Below are 25,086 nucleotides of genomic sequence, written 5' to 3' on the forward strand. Positions count from 1 at the left end.
AAACTTATCCACAGCACGCCCATTCACCAATTCAACTGATTGCCGTAGAATAATAGGTAACTCCCTAATTGTTCAGGACATAATGGAATCACTTGATGGTCCTTAATTAATTTCAAAATTCCTTCTTGTGGATAACCATCTCCACAATATCTGCAGTCTATCCCTAACAAACACGAACTAACTGTAACTCTCATTTTCTGATCTCCTCTAATTTATCCACAACAAAGAAAAACGACAGGCATTCAATCGCCTGTCTTTTCTCTTTTTATTAATGTTTATGTTTGGGTAATGAAATTTTAATCACATATGAGTCATCTAACTCTTCAGTTTCATGTTCGACTCTCATACCTGTTTTTTCAACCATCATAATAGCTTGTTTAAAAGTATTCATGGCAATACGACAATCTCTTGGCATACGAGAAATCGTTTGTGGTTTTACTGCTTTCTCTTTTGGATTTAACGTTTCATCAATTAAACGCTCAGTTTCTGAAACATTTAAATCCTTCTCAATAATCTTCTCTAAAAGTTGGAATTGCAGTTCTTCATCTTTAACTAATAATAATGCACGCGCATGACGTTCTGTCACTTTACGCTCTAAAACTGCTTGTTGAACATGCTCAGATAAATTTAATAAACGAATTTTATTTGCGACTGTTGATTGAGATTTTCCCATTTGCTTTGCTAATGCAGCTTGAGTAATCCCATGTAAATCAATCAACTGTTTATAAGCTAATGCTTCTTCGATTGCAGTTAAATCCTCTCGCTGAATATTCTCAACAATTGCAATAGAAGCTGATTGCTTATCATCATAGTCTCGGACAATCGCAGGAACTTTATCTAGTCCAATTAACTTAGATGCACGATAACGTCTTTCTCCCGCAATAATTTCATAACCCTCTTTAAACTTACGAACAACAATCGGTTGAATCACACCATGTTCTTTGATAGATTCTGATAATTCCAAAATTTTTTCATCATTAAAAATATTTCGTGGTTGATATTTATTCGGAACGATTTTTGAGATAGGCAATTGAGTTACTTCATCTTTTGGCTGATTACGTGAATCATCTCGTGAAAAAATGTTAAACACCCTATATCCCCCTTATAATAAAAATCGAAAATCAATCTTAATGTTTAAATTATAGCGTATTTTTCTTCTTTTTTCTAGAATTTCTATAGTAATGTCCCTGCCGGTGACATTTAATGCTATTTTAATGGTTTATTTTTGATTTGACCATAAGCTCGAGGATACTTATTCGGCGTCTTCTTGTATTTTTTTGTATAAATATTAGTGCGTGATCCCGCTTCTTCCGGTAACTCAACATGCTTCACATCAATGATTTCTACACCAAATGTATCTAAGGCACGTTTTGACTCTACTAATTCTTCATCACCTGTTTGTCCTTTTAACGCAATGAAATATCCACCTTCTTTAACTAATGGGACACATAACTCAGATAAAATATTTAAACGAGCAACTGCACGAGCTGTGACGATATCAAATGATTCACGATGCTTCGATGCATATTCTTCCGCACGTGAATGATACGCTTTAATATTTTCAAGCTTCGTTTCTGCAATGACATGATTTAAGAAATTAACGCGTTTTCCTAGGGAATCGACTAAATCCATCTTTAAATGTGGAAAAACGATTTTAACAGGTAAAGCTGGGAATCCAGCTCCTGATCCAACATCACATAATGTTTTGCAGTTGTGGATATCTTCAAACATTAAAAAGCCAAGTAACGAATCATAGAAATGCTTTAAATAAACTTCATTTACTTCTGTAATTCCAGTTAAGTTCATTTTCTCGTTCCACTCAACTAATAATTCATAATAACGATGTAACTGCCATTTTTGTTCTTCAGTTAACTCAATTCCAAATTCTTTTACCTTGTCATAAAATTGTTCCGGTGTCATATCTTCCACTCCTTACTACATAAAGAGTTAAGAAAGTCTCCTCTCTTAACTCTGATTTATTATTCACTTACTTTATTTGCACGTCCTGATTCAATGTAAACCATTAAAATTGAAATATCCGCTGGATTTACCCCTGAAATACGACTTGCTTGACCAATCGTTAATGGTCGAATGTCTTTTAACTTTTGTTTTGCTTCAATCGCTAAGTTTGGCACATCATCGTAATCGATATGATCCGGGATTTTTTTCTCTTCAACTTTTTGAACTTTTTCTACTTGTTGAAGAGCCTTATTAATATATCCTTCATACTTAACTTGAATTTCTAATTGCTCAATTGCTTCAGCAGAAATTGATTCATTTTTCTCTTCAATTAAGTTGTGGATATGTTCATAAGTAATCTCTGGACGTTTTAATAATTCTAATGCCGTAATTCCATCCTTTAATGGTGATGATGGAATTGTCGCTAAATACTCATTAGTATTTCCTTTAGGTGTAATTTTAATTTCAGATAAACGTTCTTTTTCTGCTGCAATCTCAGCTTTTTTATCTAAGAATGCTGCGTATTTTTCATCATTAATTAACCCTACTTGACGACCATATTCACGTAAACGCAAATCAGCATTATCATGACGTAATAATAAACGATACTCCGCACGAGAAGTTAATAAACGATAAGGTTCTAATGTTCCTTTTGTAACTAGATCATCAATTAATACCCCAATATAAGCTTCACTACGTTTTAAAATTAATGGATCTTTTCCTTGAACACGAAGGGCAGCATTAATTCCAGCCATGATTCCTTGACCCGCTGCTTCTTCATATCCACTTGTTCCGTTAATTTGTCCAGCACTATATAAGTTTTTAACTAATTTAGTTTCTAATGATGGCCATAATTGGACAGGCTTAATCGCATCATACTCAATAGCGTACGCATATTTAACAATGCGGCAATTTTCAAGACCTGGAATCGTACGAATCATTTGCTCTTGAACATCGCGTGGTAAACTACTTGAGAACCCTTGAACATAAATTTCAGGGATGTGTTTACTTTCTGGCTCTAAAAAGATTTGATGACGAGGCTTATCATTAAAACGAACAATTTTATCCTCAATTGATGGACAATAACGTGGCCCAACCCCTTCAACCACTCCAGAATACATTGACGAACGCTCTAAGTTATCCATAATAATACGATGTGTTTCTTCACCTGTATAAGTTAAATAACATGGCACTTGATCTTCAAGTGGTAAATGATCTTTAGTGTCAAAACTAAACGCACGAATGACGTCATCCCCAGGTTGAATTTCTGTTTTAGAGAAATCAACACTATCCGCTGCAACACGAGGTGGTGTTCCTGTTTTTAAACGGAATAATTCAAACCCTAAATCTTTTAAGTGTTGAGATAATCCTAATGAGGTCTTCGCACCATCTGGGCCACTTAACGTAATCTCATCACTAATCATAACTTTTGAATGCATGTAAGTTCCTGTTGTTAAAATAACCGTTTTTGAGAAAATTTGTTCCCCAGTTTCTAACTGAATTCCCTTCACTTCTGCGTCTTCAACAATTAACTTATCCACAATTGCTTCTTTAACGTCTAAATTTTCTTGTGCTAAAACTGTTTTTTGCATCTCACGAGGGTATTCCACTTTATCTGCTTGAGCACGAAGTGCACGAACCGCTGGACCTTTCCCTGTGTTTAACATACGCATTTGAATATGCGTTTTATCTGTATTAACACCCATTTCTCCACCTAAAGCATCAATCTCACGAACTACGATTCCTTTCGCTGGTCCACCGATGGCTGGATTACATGGCATATGTCCAATACGATTAATATCTCCAGTTACCATTAACGTTTTGCAACCCATTCGTGCTGGAGCAAGAGCTGCTTCAATTCCGGCATGCCCTCCACCTACGACGATTACATCATATATCATAAAGCTCACTCCTTACAGTAAACAAATAAACTTCAACTCTATCAAAAGACTATTCTTATTTTACATCTAAAACTCGACAATAAACAATAAAAATAACATCTGTGTATAAAATAGTAAACAAAAATCGATAATATAAAACAACTTTTTAGCTTTTTTCCTACATTTTTAAATTAAAAATGAAAATCATTATTCAATATCCAGTTTTTGTAACAGAAAAAAGTTGTTATTCAAAACGGTATATATCATAATAGACATATCAATGTCGTATACTCATTCGATTTGAACTTTTATTATGACAACAGGGGGGAGACTTGCATGCTAGTTTTAAAGAATGTGAATAAGATTTTTCATGATACACATGCCGTCGTGGATTTAAATCTTAGTCTTCAAAAAGGAGAAATTTATGGTTTACTTGGCGCGAATGGAGCTGGAAAAACCACAACCTTTCGTATGATTTTAGGTCTTTATGAGCAGACGTCTGGTGAAATTACGTGGGACGGTCAGAAGATGAATGAATCAATTAATGATCTTCTCGGTTATTTACCTGAAGAACGAGCACTACTTCAAAAATTAACGGTTAAAACACAAGTTAGCTATTTAGCCATGCTAAAAGGAATGTCTGAAGATAAAACTGAAAAAGAACTAGATGCGTGGCTTGAAAAATTTAATATCTCCGACTATAAAAACAAAAAAATTAAAGAATTATCAAAAGGTAATCAACAAAAAGTTCAATTTATTTGCGCCGTTATCCACAATCCCGAACTCATTATTTTAGATGAACCCTTCACTGGTCTTGATCCTATTAATCTGGAAATGATGAAAGAAGAAATTATTAACTTTAAAAACCAAGGAAAAACAATTATCTTCTCTTCTCATAGAATGGAACATATTGAAACCCTCTGCGATCGTCTAACAATTCTTCGCAAAGGACGCACCGTTTTACAAGGCCAACTCAAAGAAATTAAACAAAGTTACAATGCAAGAACGATTTTAATTCAAGGAAAGCTTGATGCCGATTACTTAAAATCAATTCCTCATGTCGTTGAGGTGACTCGCCAGCAAGACGATTGGTGCGTCCGAATTGATCATAAACAGCATACCTCAACCATCTTCAATGCTTTAAAACCTGAACATTCCATTGAAAAATTCCTCGTGTGTGAGCCATCACTACATGAAATTTTTATTGAAAAGGTGGGACAAGCCTATGAAGAGTAGTAAGTTTTGGAATTATGTTTTGTATAACTATTTACGTAAAATTAAAAGTAAAGCTTTTATTGGATTTAATATCTTTCTAATCATTGTTGGATTACTCATCAGCCAACTCGGATCCATCGTTAAATTTTTTAATGAAACTTTTGATTACTCTGAAACAATTTATATTGTGGATGAAACAAATCAACTCTATTCACAATTTCAAAAAGATTTTAATAATTTATTACCTGAAGTGATCTTAGAACAAGGGACTGAGTCAGAAGACGTTCTTAACCAAAAAGTCGAAGATGGGGATATCTCAGCCTATTTCATCATCAACTACAATGAACAAAATCTCCTTAGTGCAACCTATGTGGCCAAAGATTTTTCTAACAGCTCTTACTACACCATTGGAGAGCAAGTTCTTTCAGGTTATAACAAGCAAATTGCTATGAAATCGGCGAAGCTGACTCAAGAGCAAGTTAATTTACTCAATCAAAACTTCTCAATGGAAAAAATCTCATTAGATGAAAATGCACAAACCGCTGAGGAATCAATGGGCAACTTAGCCATAGCTTATATTGCCATTATCCTCATCTTCTTATTTTCATATCTTTACTCGGTCTATGCCGGTCAAGAAATCATGGAAGAGAAAACATCAAGAGTCATGGAAATTATTATTACTTCCATTTCGCCAATCAAACAACTTTACGGAAAAATTGTGTATAACAGCTTATACGCCTTAACGCAACTTACCATTTTCATGGTCTTATTCACTATTTCAATTCAATACATGCTAAAGAGTTTGCCTACCGAAGTACTTGATACGGTCTCAGTCATGATTTCTCCCGAACAAGCAAAAATCGTTATTTACATCATTATTTTTGCTATCGTTGCTTACCTAGTCTATCTCGTAAGTGTACTCATTTTAAGCTCAATTATCAGTTCTGTGGAAGAATATCAAATCGCCATTTCACCTATCATGGTCATTGGACTCGTTTCATTCTACATCGGAATCTTTGGAATGACTGCACCTGAGGCACCCTTTATCAAAATCATGTCCATGATTCCATTCATTTCACCTTATATCATGCCACTTCGCGTCGCTACAATGACCGTATCAACCCCAATGATTTGGCTTTCAATTGCCTTAAACATTGTTGTGATCGTCGTGATTCTAACATTTGGAGCACGTGTTTACAAAAATGGAGTCTTGAACTACTCAGGTGATTCAGTCATCAAAAAATTTATTCAGGCAACAAAAAAATCATAACTTGATTACTCCGACCAACTCTTGTAGTTGGTCTTTTTTTAACAAAAAAATCCCCTGAACTGGAGATTTTCTTTCATTTAAACTCGAACGCTCCAATGACTAACCATACCAATTTCTTCTGAAACAATACATTCAAGTTATATCTCCAATCACCTTATGTAAAAAAAAACAAATATCTTGTGGATATAGTTCGCACCACTTCTACTCAAGTTAAAATCACCACAAAAATTCCATTAAATCCTACGTCTAAAATAGACAATAAAACATGATGAATCACTTCAATTGTTGAGTCTGGCGTATCAAGTTTTACCTGATTTTTCAAGGGCAATGATCCGCACTAATTCCCATATATGAGCATAGAAATCCTCCTTACAATTGACCTCTTTTTAACGAGATATTTCCTTGTAGGGGAGATTCACCAAAAGTTATCCATCTTATCCACAAGCTCTTTCTTCTAATTTGAACTAATTTTATGATTAATCATTAGCGAACTTTTGCATAGTTTGTCGAAACTTATCAAATGTATTCCACTAGCCTGTGTATAACTGTTCATTTATCCACACAAAAAAAAGAGCCTAGCGGCTCTTAACTACTCCATACGAACTGGAACAATTAATTGAATTGTTGTTTCATCGTATTGATCACGTAAAATAAATGGACGCATATCACCATTGAAACTCATAATTACATCTGAATTATTGATTGCCTTTAAAGCATCGATGATAAATAAAGCACTACATGCAATACGTAATTCTCCACCTGAAATCATTTCAACTTGAACTTCTTCTTCAACTTTTCCAACCTCTGGAGAATTTGCTGTAATTAATAACTTACCTTCTTCAGGTAAAATATTTAATTTAACAACATTTGAAACTTGATCACGTGCAATTAAAGCAGCACGATCAAATGCATTATATAATTCATGATAATTTGCTTTGATTTCAATCCCGAATGTCGTTGGAACGAATTCTTTTGTTTCTGGATAAATCCCATCTAATAAACGAGATTGGAATGAAATATTTCCAATTTGGAATAAAATTTGATTATTTGCTAAATAGACATCCACTGATTCATGAGAATCATCTAAAATTTTTGATAACTCGATTAAACTACGTCCTGGAATAACAATGTTAAATGGTTCATGTAACTTGTTTAACGGAACAAGCTTTTTCGATAAACGGAAGCTATCTGTTGCTACACACATTAACTCATCTGCATCATAACGGAAATTAACCCCTGTTAACACTGGACGGTTTTCACTATTTGCTGTTGAGAATACCGTTTGACGAATAATCGTTTTTAATAATTGTTTTTCTAAATGAATTGGATTATCATGTTTGATTAACTCAATATTTGGATATTGAGTCACATCAAATCCATTTAACGTATACTCACTTCGTCCACATTTAATTGTGACATAATTTCCTTCAAATGTACTGATTTCGATATTGTCACCATTTAATTTTTTAATAATTTCAATAAAATATTTCCCTGGAATAATGATTGATCCGACAGAATCAATTTGAATCACTTGCGTATCGTTTACCTCTAACGGTAAAAAAGTATTAATCGTAATATCTGAATCACTCGTTGTTAAGTAAAGACCTTCTTCTGCAACAACAAACTTAATCCCTGTTAACACTGGAAGTGGTGTCTTTGTAGGAATTGCCTTGCTAATATACGACAGCTGGGTTAGTAACAATTGACGATCAACTTTAATTTTCAACTTAATCACTCCTATATAATTATATATTATAGCTTTTTAATAATCTTTTTAGTAATAAATTTTGTGGATATAGGGGATAATGACTAAAAACATCATAAAATTGAGGTTTTAGCCTTGTGGATAACTTGTGGATAGTGTGTAGATAAACCGTCATTTTCTCTCCACTTACCTGTTTATAAGTTAAGATAGAACTTGTTTTAAATCGCTAATTGCTTTTTTAAGTTCATCACTTTCTTTAAGCTCTTTTTCAATCTTTTCACAACCATGCATAATCGTTGTGTGATCTCGTCCGCTAAAAGCTTCCCCGATTTTTGGGAACGAGCTTCCCGTTAATTCACGTGTTAAAAACATCGCAACTTGTCGAGCATACGCAATATTTTTCTTACGTTTTTTCGATAAAATGTCAGCAACCGACACATCGTAGTACGCTCCGACTTCTTTAATAATGTTATTCACATCTACTTTTGAATTTTTTTGCTCTGCTTTAAATAGATCTCTTAACGCTTCATTTGCCAGTTCAATCGTAAAGTCTGAATTATTAATTGTCGCATAAAAAATCAATCGTTTCAATGCCCCTTCTAATGTACGAACATTACTATTAAACTTACTTGCGATAAATTCTAAAACTTCCTCTGGGAATTCTTCTAGATTAATATTTTCTCCGGCCAATTTTTTCTTCATGATCTCGATGCGCGTTTGCGTATCTGGAATTTGAATATCAGCTTGCAATCCCCATTCAAAACGTGAAGTTAAACGATCCATGATATCTTTTAAATCAGATGCTGGACGATCTGATGTAATAACAATTTGCTTATTATTATTATAAAGTTCATTGAACGTATTGAAAAACTCAGTTTGTGTTTGTTCTTTTTTAGATAAAAACTGAATATCATCAATTAATAAAACATCAATATTACGATACTTTTCTTTAAATGCTTCAAAATTATTATCTAGCGTCGCATGACGATAATCATCAATAAACTTCTCTGATGTACAATATAAAATTCGAGATGAAGGATTATCATCTAAAATGAAATTTCCAATTGCTTGCATTAAATGTGTCTTTCCTAGACCTACCCCACCGAAAATATAAAGTGGATTGGCAACTTCTCCTGGACGTTCTGCAACCTGTAAAGCAATCATATACGCTAAACGATTGCTTTTCCCCGCAACAAAGCGATCAAACGTATACGTCGTATTTAAGTTTCCACGATAATATTTTGGAAGATTAGGATCGGGTTTGGTTAAATCAAATGCTTGCTGATCATTTTTTACATAATCATTCGTAATAAATTTAACATCGTAGTTGAAACCTGATACTTCAGCAATCATTTCAACAACTTCTTTTAAATAAAATTTATCTAGCATAAATTGTTCGTGATTATTTTGAACCACAACATACATTTTATTATTTTTAACTTTATACACTTTCTTTGGAGTGCTAAAGAACATATCAAAAGATTGTTGAGAAATATTCGATTTTAATCGATCAATAGCATCATCCCATATTCGTTGATATTTTTCCACCGCATACACCTCATCCTAAAGTCTCTTCTATCAACATTATAGCATAACAAAATATTAAAAAAGTCCACAATGTTCAAAAAATCAACAAAAAGTTATAAACATGCTTGTGGATATGTGATATCATTTAACAAACTCCTACACTTTTCGACAATCGACAGTGGATAACTCACAGCAATTTTATTGATAATATCAACGTTTTTCACATTTATCCCCAATATCCACAGAGTAAGGTATAAACACCGTGTCGAATTGTGAATAATATTGTGGAATAAAAAAGTTAAGTGGTGTATAACTCATCTATATTCACATATCCACAATGGATAACTTTTGGATACACATATATCCAAAAAGTAATGATTGACTTTATAGTGATGATTCACTATAATATTGAACTATGCTATGGTATAAAACTCTTAGGAGGTGTTATAGATGAAACGTACTTGGCAACCAAACAAACGTAAACGTGCAAAAACTCATGGTTTCCGCGCTCGTATGGCAACACCAGGAGGACGCAATGTTTTAGCTCGTCGTCGTAAAAAAGGTAGAAAAGTGTTATGTGCATAAGACCACTCTTTAAAGTGGTCTTTTTACTAGCTAAAAAAATATAGCGGGTGAGAACATGCAAAAAAGTTATCGAATTAAAAAAAGTCAAGAAATTGAACAAGTCATGAAACGAGGACGTTCAAAAGCGAATCCTTACTTTATTGTATATAAGTATGCCAATAAAGAGACTGACAACTTCAGAATTGCAATCTCAGTTGGGAAAAAAATCGGAAAAGCCTTTGAACGTAATAAAATCAAACGCTACATCCGTAACGTCACAACTGAACATAAGCATGAAATGAATCCAGATTATGATTACTTCGTAATCGCTCGTAAAGGCGTAAAAGATTTAGACTATGCAACTTTTAAAGAAAAATTAGAACAACTATATAAAAAAATGGATATTATTCCAAAATAAAAAGGATTACAATTGTATTAGGACGTGTCGACCATCTGTTGAAATAAAAACTGGCAGACATTCATAGCATGGATTCAAACGTTGGTCGGAAATATTTCAAAGAAAGAAGTGATTTAGATGAAATCCAAAATATTCGAAGGAAAAGTTATGGATGATATCATTGTGGCAGCACAGAATCATTTTCATCACGACCAACAACATTTGACGATTCATGTATTGGAAGAGAAAAAAGGGATCTTCGGAATTGGAGCCTATGTTAAAGCAAAGGTCACATTAAATCTTGATCCAATCGAAGAAGGAAAAAAATATCTTCTTCAACTACTTAGTGATTTATGTTTAGAAGGAACTGTCGAAGTAGATTCGGCACAACATTCTGTCACATTTAACATAGACAGCAATAACAATGGAATGATTATTGGCCGTGAAGGAAAAACACTTCAAGCCATTCAAACCTTAACTAGCCAAGTCGTGAATCAATATACCAAATCTCATTTAAAAGTACTTGTGGATATTAACGGCTATAAACAACAACACAACCAAAAAATTGAGTACTTCGCACGCAAAATTGCTAAAGAAGTCACTCAAACAAAAATCGATGCTAAACTTGATCCGATGAATGCATACGATCGCCGATTAATCCATCAAGCTTTATCTGATTGGAAACACATCCAGACCGTGTCTGAAGGTGCCGATCCGAACCGATACATTATGATTAAATATAAACGATAAATAGACCTCCAAAGAGGTCTATTTTGACGTTTTTTTAGAGAAAGTGTTAAAATAAATACATCTAGAATAAAATTTAAATAAAATTAACATAACTGTAATGGAGGTGTCCACATGTTACAAGATACAATTGCGGGAATTGCAACCGCAATGGGTGAAGGTGCCATTTCAATTATTCGTGTTAGTGGAGATGACGCTTTACCAATTGCCAATAAACTATTCCGTGGTAAAGATTTAACAACAGTACCGAGCCATACCATTAACTATGGTTTTATATATGATCCTGAAACAAATAAAAAAGTCGATGAAGTATTAGTCTCTGTTATGCGAGCACCTAAAACATTCACAGCCGAAGACGTCGTTGAAATTAACTGTCACGGTGGAATCTTAGTCACAAATAAAATTCTTGAATTATTATTGGTGGCTGGTGCACGAATCGCTGAACCAGGAGAATTTACAAAACGTGCGTTCTTAAATGGACGTATCGACTTAGCACAAGCTGAATCAATCATGGACATTATTCACGCCAAAAGTGAACAATCCTTATCACTTGCTTTAAATGGATTAGATGGACGTGTATCTCGCCTAATCAAAGAAATGCGCGAAGAAATTTTAAATATTGTTGCTAACATCGAAGTTAACATCGACTATCCAGAGTACGATGATGTGGAAGAAATGACGAATGACATTTTACTTCCTCGTTCAATCGAGATTCACGAAAAAATGTTAAAACTACTCGACACAGCTAAAACAGGGAAAATCCTACGAGATGGAATTAAAACTGCAATTATCGGGCGTCCTAACGTCGGAAAATCGAGCCTTCTCAATCAATTAATGCGCGAAGAAAAAGCTATCGTAACCAACATTGCTGGAACAACACGCGACACAGTAGAAGGATATATCAATATCGGGGGATTAACCTTAAACTTAATTGATACAGCTGGAATTCGTGAAACGAAAGATATCGTTGAGGCGATTGGTGTCGAAAAATCTAAGAAATTAATCAATGAAGCCGAATTAGTCTTACTTGTTTTAAATAATAATGAAGCATTAACTGCTGATGATCGTGAATTATTACAATTAACTGCCGATAAAAATCGTATCATCATCTTAAATAAAACTGACTTAGAAACTAACATTGAACGTTCTGAATTACCATCGTATGTAGAAACATCAATGGTACTTGAGCAAGGAATCGAAGTCTTAGAAAATAGTATCAAAAAAATGTTTGAAATCGGGGACATTGGTTCATCTGATATGACTTACTTATCAAATGCACGCCATATTGCAAAATTAAAACAAGCCATTACTTCAATTGAAGATGCCATCAATGCTATGCAAATGGGAATGCTTGTGGATATGGTAGAAATCGATATAAAAAATGCCTGGTATTCACTTGGAGAAATTCTAGGAGAAGAAATTGGAGATTCGTTACTAGATGAACTCTTCAGTAAATTCTGTTTAGGTAAATAAAAAAGATTAGAGAGTTTTATCTCTAATCTTTTTTTATGCACTAATACAGGAAAAATATCTCAAAATTAAAATAAAATGCATCTTATTTTCGTGTTATAATTCCGCTTGCTTCTATTCTAAAATTTCGACAATAAAATAAGTTATCTACACACTGTAAACAACTCTGTGGACAATAATCGACACTTATCTACAACTTATTCACAAGATACACACAGGTATAAACATGGTAAAATCGACATTTTCAGACGTTTATCCACATTATTCACAACATTTATTATTATTGTTATTATTATAAATAAAAAATATATAATATAATATCAAACTTTGTCGTAAATAAAAAAATTCATCCATATTCTTTAATAAAGAATATGGCCAGCTATCTGAATTAAATTAAATTAATTTTATCTTAATATAAATTTCTCAATTAAAATTTAACCCCCAGATATTAAAACAAATTCCTTTAAAATATGTATTAATTCACATCTTATATAAAAAATTAGTTACTTTCTATCTTTTTAACTCTAAATTTGCTGAATAATCTTAAAATGTATAAAATCATTATATTTTAAAAAAAATGTCGAAATTTCCTCATTCCATTTTTATTAAAAATCTCTTATTTTTCATCATAAATCTACGAATTTTAAAAATATAACAGGGAAAATCACTGAAATTTAGATTACTAAAAACCGACAAATAAAAACAACTATCTACAACAAGTTCACACCTATGTGGACAATAATCGACACTTATCTACAACTTATTCACAAGATTTACACAGTCAAAAACATAGGAAAACCGACATTTTCAGACACTTATCCCCACTATCCCCAAACATTATTATTAAAGTTATTATTAAATAAATAATATATTAACTATAAAAAAAAAGGATCAAATCGATCCGACTCCTAAATTAAACCTAAATGTGTTAATGTACGTTTTAATGAAGCAATAGGTAATCCCATCACACTATAATAATCTCCAGAAATAGATTTAACTAATTCAAACCCTTTTCCTTGAATTCCATATGAACCTGCTTTATCCATAGGTTCTCCGCTTTGAATATAATTTAAAATCCATTCATCAGTTACATTATAAAATTCTACTTCGGTAATATTAACGAAACTTGTTAATAACTCTTTATCTTTATTAATAATACTGACTCCAGTCATTACTTGATGTTTACGTCCTGATAATGATTTTAGCATATTAAATGCATCTTCTTCATTTTTAGGTTTCCCTAAAATCTTTCCACCAAATACAACAATCGTATCAGCACCGATAATTGTCTCTTGAGGAAATAACTCAGCAACTGCACAAGCTTTTTGAATCGCAAGATCTTGAACTTGTCCCGCTACATCTAAATCCTCATCTAATATCTCATCCACTTGGCTCACAATCACACGATGTTCAATTCCCGCTAACTCTAATAATTCTTTTCGTCTTGGAGACTGAGAAGCTAATATAATTCCCATCTTAAAAACTCCTTTTATTCAAAATATAATGAGTTATTATAACACAAGTAAAGGGTCCCTATTAACGAACTTTAAAATAATCCCATATATACAATCAAATTATAACGAATTACTTCATATGATGATAAAATTATACAAAGATAAGATTCAACAACAATCTATATCATTAGACAAAATTCAAAAAATATTAAACACTATCCTATTCGTCTACAACTCGACAAAATTCTACTTTTTAAACAACATCGGAAAATAATTGGGTATGCCTTACTTATAAATTATTGGAGTAATGAATATGGAGGAGACATAGTATATGTTGACGAATTATTTGTTAAAGAGTCATATCGTAGTAAGTGAATTAGCACAAAATTTTTTAAATATTTAGAACAAAATGATACAATTTGTTTGGAAACAATATGACAAAATAAAAAAGCACAACGCTTTTATGAAAAGAATAATTTTTCTATTTACGAGAATATTTTTTACTTCAAAAAATTAAACTAAAATGACAGAATATATTTTTTGATAATTCTGGGGATAATTATTGACTAATAATGACTTACAGTATAATATCTTAATTAAGTAAATACTTACGTTGAAAAGGAGAGTAGCTTTTAATTAAGTTATAGCGAATCAGGGACGGTGGAAGCCTGATATGGCGTTGAAAGTGAAGAACACCTTGGAGTTACTTACCGAAAGCAAAATTGTGAGTAGACTAAGTCGTAGATCCTGCGTTAAAGATAAAGGGTAAGAACAGATTAGTTCTTAAACTAGGGTGGTACCGCGGATCAACAGTCATTCGTCCCTTTTGGGCGAAGACTGTTTTTTTGTTGCCCGAGGTGATTCTCAATAACTTATCCACACATTCAAAAAAACATTTGAAATTTCATCTATAGGAATTTAAGACAATCTAGATTATGTATGTTTTTCTTTAAAAAATACTTATTATAGAAGTTTAAAGTTTAATTTGATTTGTGGATATCTTTGAAATATCCAAGCAACAAAATATTGATTTATTATAAAAGGAGGACCTCTTAATGGAAAAAATCGTTGTACGTCAATTATTTAGAAACTTAGATCGTTATGCTAACCAAATCGTTGAATTAAACGGATGGGTTCGTAATAACCGTGCTCAAAAATCATTTGGATTCTTAATGGTGAATGATGGTTCATTCTTCGAGACAATCCAAGTTGTTTATGAGGAAAACTTAGAAAACTTTAAAGAAGTTCAAAAGTTCCGTGTTGGTTCAGCAGTCACAGTTCGTGGATTAGTAGTGCCAACACCAGATGCTAAACAACCATTTGAAATCAAAGCACAGGAGGTAATTTTAGAAGGCGATTGTCCTGAAGATTACCCAATCCAACCAAAACGCCACACACGTGAATTCTTACGTGAAGTTGCACACTTACGCCCACGCACAAACTTATTCGCTGCAGTATTCCGTGTTCGCTCTTTAGTTGCTCATGCTATCCACAGCTACTTCCAAGAGCAAAATTTCGTTTATGTTCATACACCAATTATCACGGGATCTGATGCTGAAGGTGCGGGAGAAATGTTCCAAGTGACAACATTAGATTTTAACAACGTTCCACGTACTGAAGAAGGAGCAGTTGATTTCAAACAAGACTTCTTCGCTAAATCAACAAATTTAACAGTATCAGGACAATTAGAAGCTGAAACATTCGCATTGGCTTTACGTGATGTATACACATTCGGACCAACATTCCGTGCAGAAAACTCTAATACTCAACGCCATGCCGCTGAATTCTGGATGATTGAACCAGAAATTGCATTTGCTGACTTACAAGATGATATGGATTTAGCAGAAGGTATGGTTAAATATATTATCAACTACGTATTAGAGCATGCTCCAGAAGAAATGGCATTCTTTAATCAATTCGTAAGCAAAGGAGTTTTAGAGCGTGTTAAAGCAGTAGCAGCATCTGATTTCAAACGCCTTCCATATACAGAAGCAATCGAAATCTTATTACAAGCTGATAAAAAATTCGAAAACCCAGTATCTTGGGGAATTGACTTATCAACAGAACATGAACGTTACTTAACTGATGAAGTATTTAAAGCACCAGTTTTCGTAACAGACTATCCAAAAGATATCAAAGCCTTCTACATGCGTTTAAATGATGATCAAAAAACTGTTGCTGCGATGGACCTTTTAGTACCAGGTGTTGGTGAATTAATCGGTGGTTCACAACGTGAAGAACGTTTAGAAATCCTAGAACAACGTATGGACGAAATCGGAGTACCAAAAGAAGAATTAGATTGGTATTTAGATTTACGCCGTTATGGTGGAGTCAAACATGCTGGATTCGGTTTAGGGTTTGAACGTATGATCATGTACATCACAGGAGTAGAAAATATCCGTGATGTAGTCCCATTCCCACGTACACCTAAAAATGCAGAATTCTAAAATACTAAAAACTCTCGTGCAAACGAGAGTTTTAATTTTGTAAAATGTGTAATAGCATATATAGTGGGCATTATAAAGAATCCTTGTCCAAAAGTATATCAATTACTAAAGTATAAAAGAGACAAAAAAACACGTCGGCTTAATTGACGTGTTTTTTAACTAATAAATTAATAAGCTTTTATGTTATTTATAATTTAGCGAGATTTTCTTTTTTTCTTTCCACCTTCATAAGCCTTTTTATGACTTGGCTTTTGATAATTTTTTTGTTGTTTTTGATTTGATTTAGTCGTTAGTTTACTTGATTTTACTGGTAATTTTGGTTTTACTGGTCTAATTAAACATTCAGGTTCATAGCCAACTAAATCTAAACGTCCGGCTTTTTGTAAGGCTTCATAAACTAAATCATAATTCTTTGGATTTTTATATTGAATTAAGGCACGTTGCATTGCCTTCTCATTAGGATTTTTTGGAACATAAACTGGTGTCATTGTACGAGGATCGACGCCTGTATAGAACATCGTTGTGGATAACGTACCTGGTGTTGGATAGAAATCTTGTACCTGTTCTGGCTGATGATTAATATCACGTAAATACTCAGCTAATTCAATGGCACCATGTAAATCACAACCTGGATGTGAACTCATTAAATATGGCACTAAGTACTGATCTTTATTTAACTTTTTATTAATTGCATAATATTTTCTTACAAATCGATCATATAAAGAACGTGTTGGTTTCCCCATATAATGTAACACCTTATCTGAAACATGCTCAGGGGCCACTTTTAATTGTCCGCTGACATGATGTTCAACTAATTCATGGAAAAATTCATCATTTTTATCATACATCACATAATCATAACGAATTCCTGAACGAACAAATACTTTCTTCACATTTGGTAAAGTTCTTAATTGTCGAAGAAGATCAAGATACTCACTATGATCTACTTTTAATTGTTTACATGGATTAGGATGTAAACATTGCTTTTTCTTACAAACACCTTTTGTTATTTGTTTATCACAACTTGGGGCATAGAAATTAGCTGTTGGTCCTCCAACATCATGAATATATCCTTTAAAATTAACATCTTCCGTGATCTTCTTAGCTTCCTCAATAATTGATTCTTTAGAACGTGTTTGAATGGTACGTCCTTGATGGAAGGTTAGAGCACAGAAATTACACCCACCATAACATCCGCGATTAGAAATTAAACTAAATTTCACTTCATCAATTGCTGGAATATGTCCTAATTCTTTATACATTGGGTGATATTCTCTTGTATAAGGAAGAGCGTACGTATAATCCATTTCTTCTTGAGTTAAACGTTCACCTGGTGGATTTTGAACTACATACCAACCTTGGCAAGGCTCAACTAATGTTTTTGCGACAATTGAATCCGTATTCTCATATTGGATATTAAAACTTTTTGCATAAGTCATTTTATCCGCTACAATTTCTTCGTAGCTTGGAAGCATGATGTAATCATAAGCACGACTTAAATCTTTAGTTTTCCAAACAGATCCACGAATATAAACTAAGTCTTCAACTGCAATTCCAGCATTTAAAGCATCAGCAACCTCAATAATAATTTTTTCGCCCATCCCATAAAGTAATAAATCAGCTTTAGCATCTAATAATAAAGAACGACGAACTTTATCATCCCAATAATCATAGTGAGCCAGACGACGTAAAGATGCCTCAATTCCACCTACAATAATCGGAACATCTGGATAAGCTTGACGTGCCATATGAGAATAAACAATAGTTGCACGGTCAGGACGTTTTCCCATTTCCCCATTAGGAGTATAAGAATCTTTTTTACGACGGCGTTTAGATACCGAATAATGATTGACCATCGAATCAATATTTCCAGAAGAAATTAAAAAACCTAAACGAGGCTTTCCAAAACGTCTAAACTCTTCAACCTCTTTCCAATTTGGTTGTGAAATAATACAAACCTTATAACCATATGCTTCAAGTGTTCTTGTAATAATCGCAGCACCAAATGAAGGATGATCCACATAAGCATCACCCGTAATATAAACGAAGTCAGCCTGTTCCCAACCACGAGCCTTCATTTCCTCGTGTGTTACTGGTAAAAATTCTGACATATTATCACCTCGTCAAATTCAGTCTATCGACATTATAACAGGTTTCTTCTTAAAACATGAAACACATTTATTAGCAATAGTTATAAAAAAGTCTAGGTATCTATTAAAATTTAAGGAAAATTAAAAGAGACTAATCTCATCGACTAGTCTCTTTTAGAAATTATTTAGAAGCTTTCTTTTTTTTATCGTAAATAATATAACTAGCTGTTCCAGCAATAACAAGTAATGCTGCTCCAGCAATTAATAATAATTGGTTAAAGTTTTCTGTTGTATTCATTGAATCATCAATCATTAATACATAAGAAGAATGTGGCGTTACTGTTATTGAATCACCTTTAATAACTTCAATTACTTCAGTTCCAGCTGTCTCACCATTTACAACTAATTGCCAGTCTGCAGATTTCGGTAAAGAAATGACTTGTTCGCTATCTGTAGCATTGTGGATAACTGTAATATCTGATGCTGAATCCCCGTTTGCATTATTTTCTAAATTGAAAGCAACAACTCCAAGAGGAATATCTTCCATGAATGTTAAATTATTTTGAATATCTTCTTGTGCAGACATACGGAAGGCCGGATGTGCCCTACGAAGTGAAATTAATCCTTTATAGTAATTATAAACATCTTGATTTTCGTTTTTCCAATTCCAATGAATTTGATTAACTTCATCCGAAGCATTGTAACTATTATGATCTCCATCTTTTGTACGCATCATTTCAACACCTGCATGTAAGAAAGGAACACCTTGTGCAGTTAATATGATAGCATTTGCTTGCTTTTGCATTAATTTAATTGTTTCTTCATCCGCATCTGGAAGAGTTGCGATTAATTTATCATAAAGCGTGTTGTTATCGTGTGCTGAGACATAGTTAATTGATTGAGCTGCCTCAGTTGCCCAAGGACCACTTGCTCCACCTGCTAAAGCTACGCGATTATAATCGATTTGAGAATGTTCTGTTGCACCAACAATACCAAATTTAACACGCTCATCAAAAGTAAATTGCCCATTTACAAAACCAGGCTCTTCAGCATTAAACACGCTACCTTTTATACCATCACGAATATCATCACTAAACATCGCAACTCCTGGCATTTGAGAAGCATAGATTTTTAATGCAGCTTCAGTTGGTTTTAATGCTGAACCACCTGCATCCCAACCTTCACCATAAGTAATGATTGTTGGATCAATTTCAGTTAAAGCATTACGAATTTCATTTATTGTGTCAATATCATGTAAAGCCATTAAATCGAAACGGAATCCATCAATATTATATTCTGTTGCCCAGTATGTAACTGAATCAATCATGAACTTACGCATCATTGAACGATCAGAAGCTGTTTCATTACCACAACCAGAACCATTTGAGAATCCACCATCTGTTGTTTGACGATAATAATATCCTGGAACAATTTTATTAAAATCTGAATCGGCGGTTGCACCTGTATGATTATAAACAACATCCATTACAACACGAACTCCATTTTGATGTAATGATTGAACCATTTGTTTAAACTCATTAATACGAACTTCACCATTTTCAGGATCTGTTGAATAAGAACCTTCAGGAACATTATAATTTTGAGGATCATAACCCCAGTTAAATTGTGCTTCATCTAAATTCGTTTCATCAATTGAACGATGATCAAATGCTGGAAGTAAGTGAAGGTGTGTAATTCCTAAATCTGTTAAGTGATCTGTTCCACCTTCTTCAGTAAATTGTAAAAACTTCCCGACATTTTCTAATCCTGACGATTCATGAGTTGACCAGTCACGCATATGTAACTCATAGATAATAGCATCTGTTGGATTTCCGCTAAATTCAGGAGCTACATCTTCAGCCCAATTTTCAGGGTCTGTTAAATCTAAATCTACAACCATCGCACGATTTCCATTGACTCCAACTGCACGTGCATAAGGATCAACAGCTTCGTTTGTTTGATTTCCAACTGTTACTTCATATGTATAATATGTAAGATTTAAATCACCAGAAACTTCTGCTACCCATGTTCCTTTAACATCGCGAGTCATATCGATTTTTTCAATTAAGTTATCCCCACTACCCGCTTCATATAAATTTAAAATGACTTTACTAGCAGTGGGTGCCCATACTCTAAATGATGTATTATCTTTAGAATAAGTAAATCCTAAATCATCACCATCATAATAAAATGCATCATGAAATTCTTCTGAATCAAAAAGTCCTGTATAAGATACCTCGATTGCATCTTTAAATCCTTCTTTTGAAATTGTATAAGAGTTTTCTAAGTTAATATCTTCTTTTAATAATACTACAATCGTAGAACCTGTTTGATCTACCAACACTTGATCTAATTCAAGTATATTTCCTGAATTATCTTTTATTTCGATTCCATCTGTTGAAGTGAATGGAATTGGTGCTGTTAGAATAACCTTTTTTAATGACGTAAAAGTAGCTGAAGATAAACGAGGTCTTAAATCTACATCATCCTCATTATAGTAAATATTAGGATCTCCTTCTAATAAATAAACATGTAATACCTCATCTTTCGCTTTTGTTAAATCAATAAAACGATCTTGATCAATATCTCTGGAGTCCCAATCTCCCTTTCTCATAATAATTCCAAGTTGTTGAGCCCCATTTAAATCTTTTAAATTCATTTTAAAAATCTTTCCGTAATCATCTTCATCGTTAAATGCATAAGATAATCCCTCTTTATCTCCAATCCATCCCCAAATATTCCACTTCTTATATTTATCATCATATCGGCAATAGTGTACAAATACTTGCATCTCAGCTTCTTCATCACTTACTGTAGATTCATTAGCATTTGCAGCAGTTGGTAATTGTACAACTTCACCACCTGCACCTTCTGGTGCTTCAGTTAAATATCCACATTGTCCTTCTGTTACCCAAATTTCAGTATCTTGTTCAACTAAGATACGTTGATCTTCATCACAGTTTTTAGCTACCCAATCCCCTTTACGAATAATGAATCCCGATTCATTACCTACAGCTACTTCGATTTCTGCAATGTAACCAAAGTCATCTCTAGCAGTAAAGTCAATTTGTTCCATATCTTCCGTTCCCGTATCCCAAGCCCAGATATTCCAATCATCATATACTCCATCAGTTCGTTGATAATGGATTGTTAGTTTTGCATTATCTGTTGCATAAATCCTCCCATTTGGTAAAAGTGATGTTACTACAATCGCTATTGCTAGTAGTAATGAAATTAAACGCTTCATATTATCCCCCCTATATTAAATTACATTTTAAATTGTACCATTTTTTGGTCAATCAAAGTATACGCTTACAGTGGTGTGTAAACGATTACTTTGAAAATAAAAGAGATGTCTGACTTTAATAGCATTTCAAAGATTATAACCTATTAAAAATATTCCTTTTTCAAAAATAAATTTTTGTAAATTAAAACTACTTTACATATCAGATAATCTTATAAATTTAAGACTTATTTCTTATGCAAATAGGAGAAAAAAATTAATGATTCTTTACAATAGAGCTTTTAAAGAACAAATAGATTAATCTACATAACTGTTAAATGATAGTTTGTATTGTATATATTTATAAAGTTATTGCAATAATCATATAGAATCGATAAAATAAATTGTGCTATAATTAATAGATAAACTTACACATTATGGATGATGGTAAAATGAGTATGAATAAAATATCTGGATTAGTTAGTTTTTGTATGAAAGTTATACAAGGATTAGATGTAACTGAGACTAATTATGAGACTTCAGGGATTCTTTATAAAAAAAATGATAAATATTATCTATTTTTCGATGAAACAAACTTTGATGATAATTCAACTACAAAGTGTAGGATTGAGTTTAATCATGATCAAATTCGTGTGCGTCGTGATGGTCAAGTCATTATAGATCAAACATATAGAACTACTGAAACTGTACAAGGTTATATTAAAACAGTTTATGGTCAGTTAGATAGTGAAGTTAAAACACACTGCTATATGTTAGAAGAAAATGATACATCTATCCGGTTAACGTTGGACTATGATCTATTTGTATCAGGTGAAAGATCAGGGAATTATAAATTAATAATTCAATTTAATAAGGAGGATATTTAATATATATGATCCAAACATTAAAAGATAATTTAAGAAAAGAAATTAAAGACGCAGTATTAAAGTGTGGATATATTCAAGCTGAAGATGAATTTAACATCATTTTAGAAAATTCAAAAGATGTAAATCATGGGGATTATTCTACAAACGTAGCAATGCAACTTACTAAATTAGCAAGAAAAAATCCACGTATGATTGCAGAAGAATTATTAAGCAATTTTAATAATGAAAATGCTAATGTTGAAAAAGTAGAAATTGCGGGACCAGGATTTATTAACTTTTTCATGAATAAAAATGCATTTACTAAATCAATTAAAAATATTATTGAATTAGGTCAAGAATATGGAAAAAGTAATTCAGGGAATGGTTTAAAATACAATGTAGAATACGTTTCAGCAAATCCTACAGGTGATTTACACTTAGGGCATGCACGTGGAGCAGCATTAGGTGATTCATTATGTCGTATTTTATCTAAAGCTGGATATGATGTAACACGTGAATATTATGTTAATGATGCTGGAAATCAAATTCATAACTTAGTAATCTCGGCATATGCTCGTTATTTACAAGCATTAGGTAAAGACGCCGAAATGCCTGAAGATGGTTACTATGGACCTGACATCATCTCATTAGGAAAAATGATGGCAGAACAATATCAAGATCAATTTGTTGATAAATTAGATGAAAATTATGATTTAATTCGTCAAATCTCTTTAGACTATGAATTAAACAAAATCAAACAAGATTTAAATATGTTTGGTGTGGAATTTGACTTATTTACAAGTGAAAAAGCTATTTATGATAAAAATCTAGTAAAAGAGTCAATTGATCTATTACAGGAAAAAGGATATATCTATGAGGAAGATGGAGCTGTTTGGTTCCGTTCAACAGATTTTGGAGATGATAAAAATCGTGTATTAAGAAAATCTGATGGCTCATATACATATTTAACACCAGATATCGCTAACCATATCGAAAAATTAAATCGTGGAAATGATAAATTAGTCGATATTTGGGGAGCAGATCATCATGGATATATTGCCCGCGTAAAAGCAGCAATGCAAGCTTTAGGTTATGAAGCAGATAAATTAGAAGTAGATATTATTCAAATGGTTCGTTTAATTAAAGATGGCGAAGAATTTAAAATGTCAAAACGTACAGGAAAAGCTGTTACGATACGTGATTTAGTTGACGAAGTAGGTGTAGATGCTGTTCGTTACTTCTTCGTAATGCGTAGTGGAGAAACACAAATGGACTTCGATTTAGATTTAGCAACTAAGAAATCAAACGAAAATCCAGTATACTATGCACAATATGCACATGCTAGAACATGTTCAATCTTAAGACAAGCAGAAGAAAAAGGATTCTCTCCAGTCTTAAAAGATGAATATGAGTTTATTTCACATGAAAAAGAATATGAAGTAATTAAGTTAATGGGAGAATTCCCAATGGTAATCGCAGATGCAGCTGCAAAACGTAAACCACACTTAATCTGTAATTATATTAATGACTTAGCAACAGCATTCCATAGTTTATATAATGCAGAAAAAGTTATTAATGAAGAAAATACAGAAAAAACAAATGAAAAATTAGCTTTAATCAAAGCATTAGAAGTAACAATTAAGAATGCATTGGAATTAATCGGTGTAGATGCACCGGAAAGAATGTAATTTATTAGAGGAGGACTTAAAATGACTACACATAATGAAGAAATGTCAATGTTAGAAGTAGCGGAATTACTTATTCAACGTAAAATTAAACCTCAAAAATTCGAGAAAATTGCTAAAGAAGTATGTGAAATTATGGGATTAACAGATGAACAATTCCAATCTAAATTAGCTCAGTTCTATACAGATCTTACATTAAGTGGTAAGTTCGTAACTGTTGGTGAAGATAAATGGGATTTAAAATCACGCCAAAAATATGAAGTAGCTAACTATGATACATATGATATTGACTTTGATGATGAAGAAGTAGAACCTATTACAGAAGATGGGTTTGATTCGTATGATACAGAAATGGATTATAAAGAAGATGATACAGACAAAGATGAAAATGATGACTTTGTTGACGAAGAAGAAGCTGAAGATGATTATAGTGATGAGAGTAATGCTGAAGTTGGAGAAGATTCAGATGAATTCGAAGGTTTAGCTATTTATCACGAGGATGAGATGGAGTAATCATTAGAAAATATAATATCTATAAAAGATTGTACTCAATATTGGAGTGCAATCTTTTTATGTGCGCCCGGCAT

Annotated in this window: 19 protein-coding genes and 1 other annotated feature; of the genes, 10 read left to right on the top strand and 9 right to left on the bottom strand. The window is 32.9% G+C overall.

Going from position 1 to position 25,086, the window contains the following annotated elements; genetic code table 11:
* Positions 1-23: 23 nt before the first annotated feature.
* From NEH74_RS08520 to mnmG, 4 genes are all read right to left on the bottom strand, one after another.
* On the bottom strand, positions 24-194 hold the full coding sequence (locus NEH74_RS08520) for a 2-thiouracil desulfurase family protein (RefSeq protein WP_202966272.1): 171 nt from the start codon (positions 192-194) through the stop codon (positions 24-26).
* 74 nt (positions 195-268) lie between these two features.
* Positions 269-1,090, bottom strand: a complete 822-nt coding sequence (gene noc, locus NEH74_RS08525) for a nucleoid occlusion protein (protein WP_055243397.1) — start codon at positions 1,088-1,090, stop codon at positions 269-271.
* Positions 1,091-1,206: 116 nt separating this feature from the next.
* Positions 1,207-1,920, bottom strand: coding sequence for a 16S rRNA (guanine(527)-N(7))-methyltransferase RsmG (rsmG, locus tag NEH74_RS08530; protein WP_055243398.1), 714 nt, complete (start codon positions 1,918-1,920; stop codon positions 1,207-1,209).
* Positions 1,921-1,979: 59 nt separating this feature from the next.
* Positions 1,980-3,860, bottom strand: a complete 1,881-nt coding sequence (gene mnmG, locus NEH74_RS08535) for a tRNA uridine-5-carboxymethylaminomethyl(34) synthesis enzyme MnmG (RefSeq protein ID WP_055243399.1) — start codon at positions 3,858-3,860, stop codon at positions 1,980-1,982.
* A 315-nt stretch (positions 3,861-4,175) separates the two neighbouring features.
* On the opposite strand from mnmG, the gene NEH74_RS08540 reads away from it, so the two are divergent.
* Positions 4,176-5,075, top strand: a complete 900-nt coding sequence (locus tag NEH74_RS08540; protein ID WP_055304572.1) for an ABC transporter ATP-binding protein — start codon at positions 4,176-4,178, stop codon at positions 5,073-5,075.
* A complete protein-coding gene (locus NEH74_RS08545; RefSeq protein ID WP_055243401.1) occupies positions 5,065-6,324 on the top strand; it encodes an ABC transporter permease in 1,260 nt (419 codons plus the stop codon). The genes NEH74_RS08540 and NEH74_RS08545 overlap by 11 nt, the downstream gene beginning before the upstream one ends.
* A gap of 589 nt (positions 6,325-6,913) precedes the next feature.
* Here NEH74_RS08545 and dnaN read toward each other — a convergent pair.
* Together dnaN and dnaA are read right to left on the bottom strand one after the other, a co-directional pair.
* Positions 6,914-8,050: a DNA polymerase III subunit beta gene (gene dnaN, locus NEH74_RS08550; protein ID WP_055243402.1), complete on the bottom strand. Its 1,137-nt coding sequence runs from the start codon at positions 8,048-8,050 to the stop codon at positions 6,914-6,916.
* A 180-nt stretch (positions 8,051-8,230) separates the two neighbouring features.
* Positions 8,231-9,577, bottom strand: a complete 1,347-nt coding sequence (gene dnaA / locus NEH74_RS08555) for a chromosomal replication initiator protein DnaA (RefSeq protein WP_055243403.1) — start codon at positions 9,575-9,577, stop codon at positions 8,231-8,233.
* Positions 9,578-10,006: 429 nt separating this feature from the next.
* Between dnaA and rpmH the strand changes: the two genes are divergently transcribed.
* The 4 genes from rpmH (at position 10,007) to mnmE (ending at position 12,737) form a co-directional block, all read left to right on the top strand.
* Positions 10,007-10,141: a 50S ribosomal protein L34 gene (rpmH, locus tag NEH74_RS08560; protein ID WP_006784010.1), complete on the top strand. Its 135-nt coding sequence runs from the start codon at positions 10,007-10,009 to the stop codon at positions 10,139-10,141.
* 55 nt (positions 10,142-10,196) lie between these two features.
* Positions 10,197-10,538 (top strand): ribonuclease P protein component, encoded by a 342-nt coding sequence (rnpA, locus tag NEH74_RS08565; protein WP_055243404.1) that lies wholly within the window; start codon positions 10,197-10,199, stop codon positions 10,536-10,538.
* A gap of 117 nt (positions 10,539-10,655) precedes the next feature.
* A complete protein-coding gene (gene jag / locus NEH74_RS08570; protein ID WP_055243405.1) occupies positions 10,656-11,267 on the top strand; it encodes an RNA-binding cell elongation regulator Jag/EloR in 612 nt (203 codons plus the stop codon).
* Between the two features lie 111 nt (positions 11,268-11,378).
* Entirely contained in the window at positions 11,379-12,737 is a 1,359-nt protein-coding gene (gene mnmE, locus NEH74_RS08575) for a tRNA uridine-5-carboxymethylaminomethyl(34) synthesis GTPase MnmE (RefSeq protein ID WP_055276631.1), read from the top strand.
* A gap of 905 nt (positions 12,738-13,642) precedes the next feature.
* Here mnmE and NEH74_RS08580 read toward each other — a convergent pair.
* Positions 13,643-14,209 carry a Maf family protein gene (locus NEH74_RS08580; protein ID WP_055304575.1) on the bottom strand — a complete coding sequence of 189 codons (567 nt, stop codon included), beginning with the start codon at positions 14,207-14,209 and terminating at the stop codon, positions 13,643-13,645.
* 583 nt (positions 14,210-14,792) lie between these two features.
* Positions 14,793-15,016 (top strand) — a binding site (T-box leader).
* Positions 15,017-15,243: 227 nt separating this feature from the next.
* Between NEH74_RS08580 and asnS the strand changes: the two genes are divergently transcribed.
* Positions 15,244-16,635 carry an asparagine--tRNA ligase gene (gene asnS, locus NEH74_RS08585; RefSeq protein ID WP_055304577.1) on the top strand — a complete coding sequence of 464 codons (1,392 nt, stop codon included), beginning with the start codon at positions 15,244-15,246 and terminating at the stop codon, positions 16,633-16,635.
* Positions 16,636-16,829: 194 nt separating this feature from the next.
* Here asnS and NEH74_RS08590 read toward each other — a convergent pair whose 3' ends face one another.
* Entirely contained in the window at positions 16,830-18,746 is a 1,917-nt protein-coding gene (locus tag NEH74_RS08590) for a YgiQ family radical SAM protein (RefSeq protein ID WP_055241360.1), read from the bottom strand.
* A 160-nt stretch (positions 18,747-18,906) separates the two neighbouring features.
* Entirely contained in the window at positions 18,907-21,972 is a 3,066-nt protein-coding gene (pulA, locus tag NEH74_RS08595; RefSeq protein WP_055304579.1) for a type I pullulanase, read from the bottom strand.
* A gap of 434 nt (positions 21,973-22,406) precedes the next feature.
* Here pulA and NEH74_RS08600 point away from each other — a divergent pair, with 434 nt between their 5' ends.
* The 3 genes from NEH74_RS08600 to rpoE are packed head-to-tail and all read left to right on the top strand — an operon-like array spanning position 22,407 to position 25,012.
* A complete protein-coding gene (locus NEH74_RS08600; protein ID WP_262941279.1) occupies positions 22,407-22,835 on the top strand; it encodes a DUF1934 domain-containing protein in 429 nt (142 codons plus the stop codon).
* A 5-nt stretch (positions 22,836-22,840) separates the two neighbouring features.
* Positions 22,841-24,502, top strand: coding sequence for an arginine--tRNA ligase (gene argS / locus NEH74_RS08605; RefSeq protein WP_082427791.1), 1,662 nt, complete (start codon positions 22,841-22,843; stop codon positions 24,500-24,502).
* A gap of 21 nt (positions 24,503-24,523) precedes the next feature.
* The gene (rpoE, locus tag NEH74_RS08610) at positions 24,524-25,012 is read left to right on the top strand and encodes a DNA-directed RNA polymerase subunit delta (RefSeq protein WP_055276636.1); all 489 of its coding nucleotides are present in this window, start codon (positions 24,524-24,526) and stop codon (positions 25,010-25,012) included.
* The last annotated feature ends 74 nt before the right edge of the window (positions 25,013-25,086 follow it).

It is taken from the genome of Turicibacter sp. GALT-G1 (assembly GCF_025594995.1).
Classification (GTDB): domain Bacteria; phylum Bacillota_I; class Bacilli_A; order MOL361; family Turicibacteraceae; genus Turicibacter; species Turicibacter bilis.